The following is a 13,926-nucleotide window of genomic DNA, read 5'->3' as shown; positions in this document are numbered from 1 at the left end:
GACCACATCCAGTGAAACCGTCGTCGCGGCCCTTCGCGCCTCGCTGAAGGAAGCCGAGCACCTGCGCCGCCAGAACCACAAGCTCGTCGCCGCGGCCACGGAACCGATCGCGATCGTCGCGATGAGCTGCCGGTACCCCGGTGGCGTGCACTCGCCCGAGGACCTGTGGGAGCTCCTGGCCGCAGGCAAGGACGCGATCGGCGCGTTCCCCACGGACCGCGGCTGGGACCTGGACGCCCTGCGGGGCGCCGGGGTCGACCAGCGCGGCAACGCCGTCAGCCAGGAAGGCGGCTTCCTCGACGGTGCGGGGGACTTCGACGCGGACTTCTTCGGGATCTCGCCCCGTGAATCCGTCACCATGGATCCGCAGCAGCGGCTCCTGCTGGAGACCTCCTGGGAGGCGATCGAGCGGGCCGGCATCGACCCGGCGTCCCTGCGCGGCAGCCGTACCGGTGTGTTCGTCGGCACCAACGGCCAGGACTACGCCTATCTGCTGGTGGGCTCCCTGGCCGATGCCACCGGCGACATCGGCACCGGAATCGCCGCCAGCGCCACCTCCGGTCGGCTGTCCTACACGCTGGGCCTGGAAGGCCCGGCGCTGACGGTCGACACGGCGTGCTCCTCCTCGCTCGTGGCCCTGCACACGGCGACCCATGCCCTGAGGGCCGGTGAGTGCTCACTGGCCCTGGTCGGTGGCGTGAACGTCATGTCGTCCCCCGGTTCCCTGATGGAGTTCAGCCGGCAGGGCGGCCTTGCGGCGGACGGCCGGTGCAAGGCGTTCGCCGACGCGGCCGACGGCACCGGCTGGTCGGAAGGCGTAGGCGTCCTCCTCGTCGAGCGCCTGAGCGATGCCCGCCGCAACGGGCACCCCGTTCTCGCCGTCGTACGGGGCTCGGCCGTCAACCAGGACGGCGCCTCCAACGGCTTCACCGCACCCAGCGGGCCGTCGCAGCAGCGGGTGATCCGGCAGGCCCTGGCCGGTGCCGGTCTGTCGGCCGGCGATGTGGACGTGGTGGAGGCGCACGGTACGGGTACCTCGCTCGGCGATCCGATCGAGGCCCAGGCGTTGCTGGCCACGTACGGGCAGGGGCGCGATTCCGCTGACCCGTTGTTGCTGGGTTCGGTGAAGTCGAACCTTGGTCATACGCAGGCGGCGGCCGGGGTGGCGGGGATCATCAAGGTGGTGTTGGCGATGCGGCACGGTGTGCTGCCGCAGACGCTGCATGTGGATGAGCCGTCGTCGCATGTGGACTGGTCGTCCGGTGCGGTGGAGCTGCTGACGGAGTCCCGGGAGTGGCCCAAGGCCGACCGGCCGTGGCGGGCGGGTGTGTCGTCGTTCGGCATCAGCGGCACCAACGCCCACGTGATCGTGGAACAGGCCGATCCGGTCGAAGAGCCCACAAAGGAACCGGAGTTGGCGCCCACCGTGGTGCCGTGGCTGGTGTCGGGCAGGTCCGAGGAAGCACTTGCGGCGGGGATCGAACGGATCTCGTCGCTGAGGGGCTCGTCGTCACCGGCGGATGTGGGGTTCTCGCTCGCCTCGGGCCGTTCGGTCTTCGCTCACCGGGCGGTGCTGCTGGCGCAGTGCCCCGACGGCGAGCTGTCCGAGGCGAACCGGGGCCGCGCGGAGACGGGCCGCTCGCTCGCGGTGCTGTTTTCGGGTCAGGGTGCGCAGCGGGTGGGGATGGGCCGGGAGTTGTACGGCCGGTTCCCGGTGTTCGCGGAGGCGTTGGACGAGGTGCTGGCGCACTTCGATGCCGGGCTGCGGGAGGTGATGTTCGGCGAAGCGGAGGGTTTGGACGAGACCGGATTCACGCAGCCTGCGTTGTTCGCCGTCGAGGTGGCGCTGTTCCGGTTGGTCGAGTCTTTGGGTGTGCGGCCGGACTTCGTGGCGGGGCATTCGATCGGTGAGATCGCTGCGGCGCATGTCGCCGGGGTGTTCTCGCTGGCGGATGCGTGTGTGCTGGTGGCGGCGCGGGCGCGGTTGATGCAGGCCCTTCCGGTGGGCGGCGCGATGGTGGCCGTCCAGGCCGCCGAGGGTGTGGTCCGGCCGTGTCTGGTGGAGGGGGTGTCGATCGCCGCGGTCAATGGTCCGGAGTCGGTGGTGTTTGCGGGGGTGGAGTCCCATGTCCTGCGGATTGCCGGGGAGTTGGCGAAGCAGGGTCGTAAGACCCAGCGCCTGCCGGTCAGTCACGCTTTTCATTCGCCGTTGATGGAGCCGATGCTGGAGGAGTTCCGGCGGGTGGCCGAGGGGCTGTCGTACGAGGCTCCGCGGATTCCCCTTGTGTCGAATGTGACCGGGGAGATGGCCGCCGAGGAGTTGGTGTGTTCGCCCGGTTACTGGGTGCGGCATGTGCGGGAGACGGTGCGTTTTGCCGACGGTGTGCGTGCGCTGGCGGCCGAAGGGGCCTCGGTCTTCCTGGAGCTGGGTCCGGACGGTGTGCTGACCGCGATGGCCCAGCACACCTTGGACGGCACCGCTACCGCCGTACCGGCCCTGCGCAAGGACCGGCCCGAGGAGACCGCGCTGCTCACCGCCCTCGCCCACCTGCACGTCGCGGGCGTCGGGGTGGACTGGTCGGGAATCTTCACCGGTACCGGCGCGCGCCGCGTGGACCTGCCCACCTACCCCTTCCAGCACGAGCGGTACTGGCCCAGGCCCGCCGCGCCGGCGGGTGCGGTGACCGCCGCCGGACTCCTGCCCGCCGAGCACCCCCTGCTGGGCGCGGCGGTGCCGCCGGCGGGCTCGGGCGGGCTGCTGTTCACGAGCCGGCTGTCGACGCGGGCCCACCCCTGGCTGCGCGATCACGTGAGGGACGGAGCGTACGTCTTCCCCGCCGGCGGGTTCCTCGAACTGGCCGTCCACGCGGGCGACCAGGTCGGCTGCGACCGTGTCGGCACGCTCGCCCTCACCGAGCCGCTGGTCCTGGCCGAGGACGACGCCGTACTCCTCCAGGTCTGGGCCGGGGCCCCCGACGCGGACGGCATGCGCGAGGTACGCATCTCCTCTCGGGCCGCGGGCGGAGCCGACCGGTCGTGGACGGACCACGCCACCGGCACGCTGACTTCCGCAGAGCACACAGGAGAACCAACAGGAGAACCAATAGGAGAACAAACAGCACACGGAGCGACGGAGTTCGACGCCTCGGTATGGCCGCCGAGCGGTGCCGAAGCGGCGGACCCGGCGGACTTCGCCGAGGACGTCGAGCACGGCCCGGTGTTCCGGACCGTACGCGCCCTGTGGAACCGCGGAGACGAGACCTTCGTCGAGGCAGTGCTCCCCGGCGAGGTGGCGGATGCCACGGAATTCGGCCTGCACCCGGCGCTGCTGGAAGCGGTGACACAGGCGGCCGGATGCGACGGTGACCGCGTGCCCGCGGCTTGGAACGGGGTCGCGCTGCACGCCAGTGGGGCTTCGGAGGTGCGGATACGCATCGTGAAGACCGGCCAGGACGCGTTCTCCGTCGCCGTGGCGGACACCGCGGGCGCGCCCGTCCTATCGGCGGACTCACTGGTCCTGGACGCCAGGAAGCCCCTCCGGCAGCCGACCCACCGCACGGGTGCGGAACAGGGTGCGCTGCTGCGGCTGGAGTGGGTGCCGGCCGCGGAGACGCCGGTCGGCGGCGAGGTGCGGAGCGTGACGCTCGACGCCGACGGACTGGCGGCGCTGGCGGACGTTCCCGAGCTGGTCGTGGTTCCGGTCTCGGGCGCGGGCGCCGAAGGCCCGGCAGCGGTGCACGAACTGACCGCAGAGGTACTGGAGTTGTCGCAGGAGTGGCTCGCGGGGGAGCGGTTCGCCGCGTCCCGGCTGGTGTTCGTGACCTGCGGCGCGGTGTCCGGCGACGACCTGGCCGCCGCGGCCGTGTGGGGACTGGTGGGGTCGGCGCAGTCCGAGAACCCGGACCGGTTCGTCCTGGTGGACGCGCCGGACGCGGCTCTCCCGTCCCTGCTGCCGCGCCTGCCGGGCCTGCTCGCCACCGGCGACGCCCAGTTCGCCGTACGCGACGGGGCGGTGCATGTGGGCAGGCTGGCCAGGCAGGCCGCTCCGGACGACAGCACGCCCCGCCGCCCCGCCTGGGACCCGGACGGCACGACGCTGATCACCGGCGGTACGGGTGGTCTGGGCGGCCTCCTGGCCCGGCATCTGGTGGCCGAGCGCGGCGCCAAGCACCTCGCCCTGGTGAGCCGCAGCGGCGAGGCCGCACCCGGAGCCGCGGAACTGCGTGCGGAGCTGACCGCGCTCGGCGCCGACGTGACGATCGCGGCCTGTGACACCGCCGACCGGGCCGCGCTCGGGCGGGTGCTGGACTCCCTCGCGCATCCGCTGACCGCGGTGGTTCACGCGGCCGGTGTGCTGGACGACGGCGTGGTCACCTCGCTGACCGCCGACCGACTGTCGGCTGTGCTGCGCCCGACGGTGGACACGGCCTGGCATCTGCACGAACTCACCCGGGAGATGAACCTCGGCGCGTTCGTCGTCTTCTCATCGGTTTCCGGCGTCATCGGCGGCGCCGGCCAGGGGAACTACGCCGCGGGCAACGTCTTCCTCGACGCCCTGGCCAGGCACCGTGCCGCCCAAGGCCTGCCCGCCCAGTCCCTCGCGTGGGGCGCATGGGCACAGGCGAGCGGAATGACGGGAACGCTGTCCGAGGCGGATATGCAGCGGATCGCGGCGACCGGTGTGCCGCCGCTCTCCGCCGAGCAGGGCCTGGCGTTGTTCGACACCGCCACCGCGACCGACGAGCCCTACCTCGTCCCCGTCGGCCCGGTCGCCACGGGCACCCGGGTCCGTGGCACCGTACCGCCGGTGCTCCGGGGCCTGTTCAAGGGCGCCCGGCGGCCGGCCGCCGGCTCCACGGCCGGCGCCGAAGCCGCCGCCACGCTCGGCCGTCGGCTGGCGGAGGCGGGGGCGGAGGAACGCACCCGCCTGATGACCGGCTTGGTACGGACCGAGGCCGCCGCCGTGCTCGGGCACGCCTCGGCCCAGGCGATCGACGCCCGGCGGGAGTTCCACGACCTGGGCTTCGACTCACTGACCGCCGTCGAACTGCGCAACCGGCTCTCCGCCGCCACGGGGCTCAGGCTGACCGCCACCCTCGTCTTCGACCACCCCAGCCCCACCGCACTCGCCGCACACCTTGTCTCCCAGCTCGTGGAGGAAGCCCAGGCCGCTACGGGCCCGGCCCTCCTCGCGGAGCTCGCACGGCTCGACGGTGCACTGGCAGCCGGTGCGCCCGACGCCCACACCAAAGCCGCCGTCACCCACCGCCTGTCGCAGATCCTGGACAAGTGGCGAGGGACCGCGGCGCAGGAGAACGGCGCCGAAGTCGCCGAGCGGATCGAAGCCGCCAGCGCCGACGAAATCTTCGCCTTCATCGACAACGAACTCGGGCGTCACAGCGATCGCTGAGTCCGGCCCCCTACTTTGCACGGAAGGTTCCTCGTCATGCCGAACGACAACGAGTTCGTCGACTACCTGAAGTGGGTCACGAACGACTTGCACCAGACCCGCCAACGGCTTCTGGAGGTCGAGTCCGCCAAGCAGGAGCCCCTGGCCATCGTCGGAATGTCCTGCCGGCTGCCGGGCGGGGTGCGCTCGCCCGAAGAACTCTGGCAGTTGCTGAGCGAGGGCCGCGACGGCATCTCGGCGTTCCCGACGGACCGTGGATGGAACCTGGGCCTGCTCACCGGTGACGGAAGCGGCAGCAGCACGACGGGCGAAGGCGGCTTCGTGGACGCCGCCGGCTTCGACGCCTCCTTCTTCGGTATCTCGCCCCGCGAGGCCGTGGCCATGGACCCGCAGCAGCGCATCCTGCTGGAGACCTCCTGGGAAGCACTGGAGCGTGCCGGAATCGACGCGACCACCCTGCGCGGCACCGAGACCGGTGTCTTCGTCGGCACGAACGGCGTCGACTACACCAACGTCGTGCTGAACTCCCGCGAGGACGTCGAGGGGCACGGCAGCACCGGCCTCGCCGGCAGTGTGCTGTCCGGCCGGCTCTCGTACACCTTCGGCCTGGAGGGCCCGGCGGTCACCGTCGACACTGCCTGCTCCTCCTCGCTCGTCTCCCTGCACCTTGCGGCCCACGCGCTACGCTCCGGCGAATGCTCGCTCGCCCTGGCCGGAGGCGTGACGGTGCTGTCGTCGCCGATGAGCTTCGCCGGATTCAGCCGACAGGGCGGCCTCGCCGCGGACGGCCGGTGCAAGGCGTTCGCCGACGCGGCCGACGGCACCGGCTGGTCCGAGGGCGCGGGTGTCCTGGTGCTGGAGCGCCTGTCCGACGCCCGCCGTAACGGGCACGAGATCCTCGCCGTCGTACGGGGCTCGGCCGTTAACCAGGACGGTGCCTCCAACGGTCTGACGGCACCCAACGGCCCCGCCCAGCAGCGGGTGATCCGGCAGGCCCTGGCCGGTGCCGGTCTGTCGGCCGGTGATGTGGACGTGGTGGAGGCGCACGGTACGGGTACGTCGCTCGGCGATCCGATCGAGGCCCAGGCGTTGTTGGCCACGTACGGGCAGGACCGGGCCGATGGGCAGCCGTTGTTGCTGGGTTCGGTGAAGTCGAACCTTGGTCATACGCAGGCGGCGGCCGGGGTGGCGGGGATCATCAAGGTGGTGTTGGCGATGCGGCACGGTGTGCTGCCGCAGACGCTGCATGTGGATGCGCCGTCGTCGCATGTGGACTGGTCGTCCGGTGCGGTGGAGCTGCTGACGGAGTCCCGGGAGTGGCCCAAGGTCGACCGGCCGTGGCGGGCGGGTGTGTCGTCGTTCGGCATCAGCGGCACCAACGCCCACGTCATCATCGAGCAGGCACCAACCGCCGACGAGCCCGACGAGCCCGACGAGCCCGATGAGTCCGACGACGAGGACGGCGCCGAGCCGGGGACCGTACTGCCGGTCGTGCCGTCGGCCGTGCCGTGGCTGGTCTCCGCGCGGTCCGAGGACGCGCTGGCCGCGCAGCTAGCGCAGATCACCGCGCTGACCGACCACTCGCCGCTCGACCTGGGCTTCTCGCTGGCGACCTCCCGCGCACACCTGGAGCGCCGTGCGGTGCTCCTGGCCGAGGGGGACGAAACCGTCGAGGTCGCGCGCGGCCTCGCCGAGGACACGGCCGGGAAGTTCGCGGTGCTGTTCTCGGGCCAGGGTGCGCAACGCGTCGGGATGGGCCGGGAGTTGTACGGCCGGTTCCCGGTGTTCGCGGAGGCGTTGGACGAGGTGCTGGCGCACTTCGATGCCGGGCTGCGGGAGGTGATGTTCGGCGATGTGGAGGGTTTGGACGAGACCGGATTCACGCAGCCTGCGTTGTTCGCCGTCGAGGTGGCGCTGTTCCGGCTGGCGGAGTCCCTGGGCGTGCGGCCGGACTTCGTGGCCGGGCATTCGATCGGCGAGATCGCGGCCGCGCACGTGGCGGGGGTGTTCTCGCTGGCGGATGCGTGTGTGCTGGTGGCGGCGCGGGCGCGGCTGATGCAGGCGCTCCCGGCGGGCGGCGCCATGGTCGCGGTCCAGGGTACCGAGGAGGAGGTGGCCGTGCGGCTGGTCGACGGGGTGTCGATCGCTGCGGTCAATGGTCCGGAGTCGGTGGTGCTGGCGGGGGAGGAGTCGGACGTCCTGCGGATCGCGGAGGAGTTCGCCGGCCAGGGTCGTAAGACGCAGCGTCTGCCGGTCAGCCACGCCTTCCACTCGCCGTTGATGGAGCCGATGCTGGAGGAGTTCCGGCGGGTCGCCGAGGGACTGTCGTACAAGGCTCCGCAGATTCCCCTAGTGTCGAATGTGACCGGGGAGATGGCCGCCGAGGAGTTGGTGTGTTCGCCCGGTTACTGGGTGCGGCATGTGCGGGAGACGGTGCGTTTTGCCGACGGTGTGCGTGCGCTGGCGGCCGAAGGAGCTTCGGTCTTCCTGGAGTTGGGTCCCGACGGCGTACTGACCGCGCTGGCCCAGCACACCTTGGACGGCACCGCGACCGCCGTACCGGCCCTGCGCAAGGACCGGTCCGAGGAGACGGCCCTGCTGACCGCGCTGGCGCGGCTGCACGTCACGGGTGTGGCGGTGGACTGGGCCACGTGGTTCGCCGGCACGGGCGCGCGCCGCGTGGACCTGCCCACCTACCCCTTCCAGCACGAGCGGTACTGGCCCAGGCCCGCCGCGCCGGCGGGTGAGGTGACCGCCGCCGGACTCCTGCCCGCCCAACACCCCCTGCTGGGCGCGACGCTGACGCTCGCGGACTCCGACGAAGTGCTGTTCACCGGCAGCCTGTCGCTCCAGACGTACCCGTGGCTGACCGACCACGCCATAGGCGACAACGTCCTCTTCCCGGGCGCCGGTTTCCTGGAACTGGCCCTGCGCGCCGGAGACCAGGTCGGCTGCGACCGCGTCGAGGAGTTCGTCCTGCTCGCCCCGCTGGTGCTCACGGAAGAGAGTGCCGCACAGGTCCAGGTGCTGGTCGGCGCCCCCGACGCGACGGGTGCCCGGACGATCTCGGTGCACTCGCGCTCGGACATCGCCCCCGACCAGCCGTGGATCCAGCACGCCAACGGCACCCTGACCACCGGCGAGCGGATCGCGGACTTCGGCTCCCGGGCGTGGCCGCCGCGGGACGCGGTGGCCGTGGACCTGGACGGCTTCTACGACGGGACCGGGTACGGCCCGGCCTTCCAGGGCCTGCGCGCGGTGTGGCGGCGCGCGGACGAGGCCTTCGTCGAGGTCGTCCTGCCGGGCCAGGTCGCGGAGGAGGCGGAGTCCTTCGGGATCCACCCCGCGCTGCTGGACTCGGTGCTGCAGACCCACCGGATGGCCGGCGTCGGCGGCGACGAAGACCAGCTCATACCGTTCGTCTGGCAAGGTGTGTCGCTGCACGCAGGCGGCGCCTCGATCCTGCGGGCCCGCGTCGTGAAGACCGGGGAGGACTCGGTGTCCATCGCGGCCGTCGACGTCGAGGGCGCCCCCGTACTGTCCGCCGAGGCACTGGTGCTGCGCGGTCAGCTGGCCGGCACGGCAGCGCCGGCGGGCATGCGGCGCAGCGCCGAGCACGAGGCGCTGCTGTCGCTGGACTGGGTGGCCGCCCCCGAGGTGCAGCCCGCCGACATCCGCTGTGTGTCCCTGGGCACCGACGAACTCGGCGTGGGTGCGTCGGTCGCCTCCCTGGCGGACCTCACCGGCGACGAGGACCTCGTGGTGGTCCCCGTCTCCGGTACGGGCGATGACCTGCCCGCCGCTGCGCACGAGCTCACCGCCCGGGTCCTGGGCCTGCTCCACGAGTGGGAGGAGCGGCAGCGGTCCGGCACCGCGCGCCTGGTGTTCGTCACCCGTGGCGCCGTCTCCGCCGAAGAGGGCGAGTCCGTAAGGGACTTGGCCGCGGCCGCGGTGTGGGGCCTGGTGCGCTCGGCGCAGTCGGAGAATCCGGGCCGGCTCGTGCTCCTGGACCTCGAGGGCGGCGACGGGGGCCTCACCGCGGTGTGCGCGGACCTGCCGGGCCTGCTGGCCACCGACGACGCCCAGTTCGTCGTACGTGACGGTGCCGTCCGGGTGGGGCGGCTGGCTCTTCTGGGCAGCGGCGCGGGACTGCTGCCGCCCGTGGCGGTGCCGTGGCGGCTGGACAGCGCGGCCAAGGGGAGCCTCGACACGCTGATGCTCGCGCCCTGCCCGGAGACCCTGGAACCGCTCGCACCGGGGCAGGTCCGGCTGGACGTCCAGGCAGCCGGGGTGAATGTCCGCGACGTCCGGGACGCCCTGGGCGAGGAGCCGGGCGAGGCCGTGCCGATGGGTGCCGAAGCCGCTGGCGTGGTGACCGAGACCGGACCCGAGGTGAGCCAACTGCGCCCGGGGGACCGGGTGATGGGCCTGGTGCCCGGCGGCTTCGGCCCGGTGGCCGTCGCCGACGAGCGGCTCCTGACCCGTATCCCCGACGACTGGTCGCCCGACCGGGCCGCGTCCGTTCCGCTGGCCTTCCTGACCGCCCGCTACGCCCTGAAGGACCTCGCCGATCTGCGGCCGGGCCAGTCGATCCTGGTGCATGCCGATGCCGGCGGCGTCGGCATGGCGGCGATGCAGCTGGCACAGCACCTCGGCGCCGAGGTGTTCGCCGTGGCCGGCGAGGACCAGTGGGACACCCTGCGGGAACGGGGCGTCGCACACGACCACATCGCCTCGTCCCGCACCACCGACTTCGAGCGGCGCTTCCGAGAGGTCACCGAAGGCCGCGGAGTGGACGTGGTGCTCAACGCCCTGGCGGGCGAATTCGCCGATGCCTCCTTGCGGTTGACCGCACCGGGCGGCCACTTCCTGGAGACGGGCAGGACCGGTCCGTCCGACCCCGAGTCCGCCACTGGGGTGCGCTACCGCGCCTTCGACCTCGCCGAAGCGGGCCCGGACCGGACCCAGGAGATGCTCGGCGAACTGCTGGAGCTGTTCACCCAGGGCGCGCTGCGCCCGCTGCCCGTCGCCACCTGGGACGTACGACGGGCCCCCGAGGCGTTCGGCCACATGGGCCGCGCCGAGCACCTCGGCAAGACCGTGCTCACCATGCCGCGCGCCTGGGCCCCGGACGGCACCGTACTGATCACCGGCGGCACCGGCGGACTGGGCCGCGCACTCGCCCGGCACCTGGTGACCGAGCGCGGCGTACGCCACCTGCTGCTGGTCAGCCGCAGCGGCCCCGACGCGCCCGGAGCAGTCGTACTGCGGGACGAACTGGCCACCCACGGCGCCGAGGTCACCATCCTCGCCTGCGACGTGGCCGACCGCCGGGCGGTCGCCGCGGCGGTGGCATCGGTGCCGGCCGCACACCCGCTGACCGCCGTGATCCACACCGCCGGTGTCCTCGACGACGGCGTGGTGACCTCGTTGACCCCCGAGCGGCTGTCGGCCGTACTGCGCCCGAAGGTGGATGCCGCCTGGCATCTGCACGAGGCCACCAAGGACCTCGACCTGGCCGCGTTCGTGCTGTACTCCTCCCTCTCGGGCGTGACCGGAACCCCCGGCCAGGGCAACTACGCCGCGGGCAACGTCTTCCTCGACGCGCTCGCCCGGCACCGCACGGCGCACGGCCTGCCCGCGCAGTCCCTCGCGTGGGGCGCGTGGGCCCAGGGCGGCGGCATGACCGCCGCCCTGTCCGACGCGGACATCCAGCGGATCGCCGCGTACGGCGCCACCCCGCTGACCGTCGAGCGGGGGCTGGCGCTGTTCGACGCGGCCGGGGCGTGCGACGCGGCCCACCTCGTCGCGCTCGGCCGGACCTCGGGCCCGGTGCGCGTCGAGGGCCCCGTACCGCCCCTCATGCGCGGCCTGCTCCCGTCCCGCCGCCGCGCCGCCGGAACCGCCGCCACCGGCGCCGGTACGGCCGAGGGGCTCACCGGGCGGCTCGCGCAACTGGGCGAGGAGGAGCAGACCGCCTACCTGGTCGATCTCGTCCGGACCGAGGCCGCCGCCGTGCTCGGGCACGTCTCGGCCGAGGGCGTCGAGCCCCACCGTGAGTTCCTCGGGCTGGGTTTCGACTCGCTGACGTCGGTCGAGCTCCGCAACCGGGTCGCCGCGGCCACCGGGCTGCAACTGCCCGCGACGGTGGTCTTCGAGAGCAAGACCCCGGAAAAGCTCGCCATGTGGCTGCGCGGCGAACTCGTCGCACAGAAGAATCTGCACGGCTCCCCGTCCAGTGGCGAGTTCACCGGCGCTGCCCCGGGGGAAGAGGTCGACTGGCTGGAGAAGCGCTTCCTCACCGCCATCAAGGAAGACAAGATCGCGGAAGCCATGCGGCTGGTGTCGGCCATGGGTGGCGTCGGCGGCCCGTCCTTCGAGAACACGGCCGAGCTGGACGACCTGCCGCGGCCGACCACGCTCACCGAGGGCCCCTCCGCACCGCGGCTGATCTGCATCAGCACGCCCACCGCCAACGGCGGCGTCCAGGAGTACGCCAGGTTCGCCGCCCGCTTCAGGGGCAAGCGGCACGTCTGCGGGATGCCGCTGGTGGGCTTCACCCCGGGCGACCCGCAGCCGGCCACGGCCGAGTGCGCGGCCCGGTCGATCGCGGAGAGCGTGCTGCGCGCGAGCGACGGCGAGCCCTTCGTCATGGTCGGACACTCATCCGGCGGTTCGTACGCCTACGCGGCCGCCGGTGTGCTGGAGAGCACCTGGGGAATCAAGCCCGCGGGCCTGGTGCTGCTGGACACCCTCAGCATCCGGCACGAGGCACACGAGGAGATCGACTACGGCGGCCTGCTGAAGGCGAACTTCCTCGCCGCCAGCGCCTCCCAGGTGCGGATAACGAACGCCAAGCTGTCCGCGATGGGACGGTGGATGCGCCTGTTGAACAGCATCGACGTACAGCCCACGACCGCCCCCGTGCTGAGCATCGAGGCAACGCGGCTGTATCCCGGCATCGAGGCCGGCGGTGCGGGGCTGGCGAAGATGATCCCGACGGCCGACATCGTCAAGCTCGACGCGGACCACCTCTCCATCGTCAGGGACGACGCCCCGGCGGCCTCGGAGGTCGCGGACAAGTGGCTCGACGCCGTTTTCGGAGCGTGACAGCGGCACGGTGACACACGCCACGGCGGGCGGCCCCCGAGGGCCGCCCGCCGTGATGTTTCCCTGCTACCAGGCCACCGGCAGCTCGGTGAGGCCGCCGGACAGCCGGCCGTCCCGCTCATGCAGCTCGTCCACCGCGACGGCCAGGTGCAGGCCGGGCAGGCGGGTGAACAGCTGGGTGAACACCGTCTTCAGCTCGATGCGCGCCAGGGGCGCGCCGATGCAGTGCCAGATGCCGTGGGCGAAGGACAGATGCGGGTTGGGGGCCCTGGTGATGTCGAACCGCTCCGGTTCGTCGAAGGCCCGCTCGTCGAAGTTGGGGAGGCTGAAGTCGAACATGACCAGATCCCCGGACCGTATCGTCACTCCGTCGAGCGCGATGTCCTCGGTGGCATAGCGCGGCAGGATCGACCCGCCGGCCTTGGCAGCCCGCAGCACTTCTTCCACGGCGTGCGTCATCAGGCCGGGGTCCGCCAGTGCCGCCGCGCGCTGCTCGGGGTGGGCGGCCAGGAGCACCACACCGTGGTCCATGATGGTGACGACGCTGTCCAGCCCGGCGAACAGCAGGCTCACGGCCAGCGTTGCCACGCGCTCGTCCGACAGCCCGCCCTCGGTCAGCCGGGTGATGATGTCGTCGCCGGGCTCGGCCCGCTTGCGATCGACCAGCTCCGCGACGAACGCGAAGAGGTCGCGCTGGCCGTGCTCCACGCTCTCGCGGTCGTCCAGCACGGCCATCCGGGACAGCAGCGACGTCAGTTGTTCGCGGCTGTGCGAGGGCACACCGATGATGTCGTGGAGCACCGTGAGCGCAACCGGCACACACAGGCCGTCGTGCAGATCGGCGGGTGGCCCCTGCGCGATGAACCTGTCGAGTGCGCCGTCGACGACCGCCGCCACCTTCGGCTCCATCTCGCGCACCCGCCGGGCGGCGAACATCGGCGCGAGCAGGCGGCGGGACTCGGCGTGCGTCCGGCGTCCGGCCTCGGCGTCGGTTTCCGTGTTCATCAGGTCCAGGAAGGGACTCCTCACATACTGTGCCGCGTTCGCGGGGTCGGGGTGCGAGTGGCCGAACCTTTCGTCGTGGAGCAGCCGCTTGAGCTCGGCGTGGCGGGTCACCAGCCACCCCTCGTCGCCTGCGGGGGTGCGTACCCGGCAGATCGGCCCCCGCTCCTGCAGTTCGCGCAGCAGCGGGCTCACCTCCAATAAGACGGGCGGCTCAAGGCCGAGGGAAGGCAGCTCGTGGGGGGAAGCCATGTCACGTTCCTTCGCATGGGTTTCGTGGCGTTGCACTCGGTGCGCACGCGCGGGGGAAGGGACGGACGCTAGCGCCGCCGGGAACCGAAATCCCTCAGTCTGCACACCGTTGACGCCCGGACGCGTACGTCCGTCGAGGAACCGAGTACTAG

General features: G+C 72.2%; 2 protein-coding genes and 1 pseudogene. 2 read left to right on the top strand and 1 reads right to left on the bottom strand.

Going from position 1 to position 13,926, the window contains the following annotated elements; translation table 11 throughout:
• Window positions 1-31: 31 nt before the first annotated feature.
• Both ACIRPT_RS27625 and ACIRPT_RS27620 read left to right on the top strand, forming a co-directional pair.
• A pseudogene (locus ACIRPT_RS27625) lies at window positions 32-11,641 on the top strand (SDR family NAD(P)-dependent oxidoreductase); the annotation flags it as partial.
• Window positions 11,642-11,743: 102 nt separating this feature from the next.
• A complete protein-coding gene (locus ACIRPT_RS27620) occupies window positions 11,744-12,520 on the top strand; it encodes a thioesterase domain-containing protein (protein WP_403832014.1) in 777 nt (258 codons plus the stop codon).
• Between the two features lie 66 nt (window positions 12,521-12,586).
• Here the strand turns inward: ACIRPT_RS27620 and ACIRPT_RS27615 are convergent, their stop codons facing one another.
• Window positions 12,587-13,774, bottom strand: a complete 1,188-nt coding sequence (locus tag ACIRPT_RS27615; RefSeq protein WP_403831771.1) for a cytochrome P450 — start codon at window positions 13,772-13,774, stop codon at window positions 12,587-12,589.
• Window positions 13,775-13,926: the final 152 nt, after the last annotated feature.

The organism is Streptomyces sp. NPDC101227 (assembly GCF_044767545.1).
Classification (GTDB): Bacteria; Actinomycetota; Actinomycetes; order Streptomycetales; family Streptomycetaceae; genus Streptomyces.
Note: the sequence above shows the minus strand (reverse complement) of the source record. Positions and strands in the feature narration are given on the sequence as shown.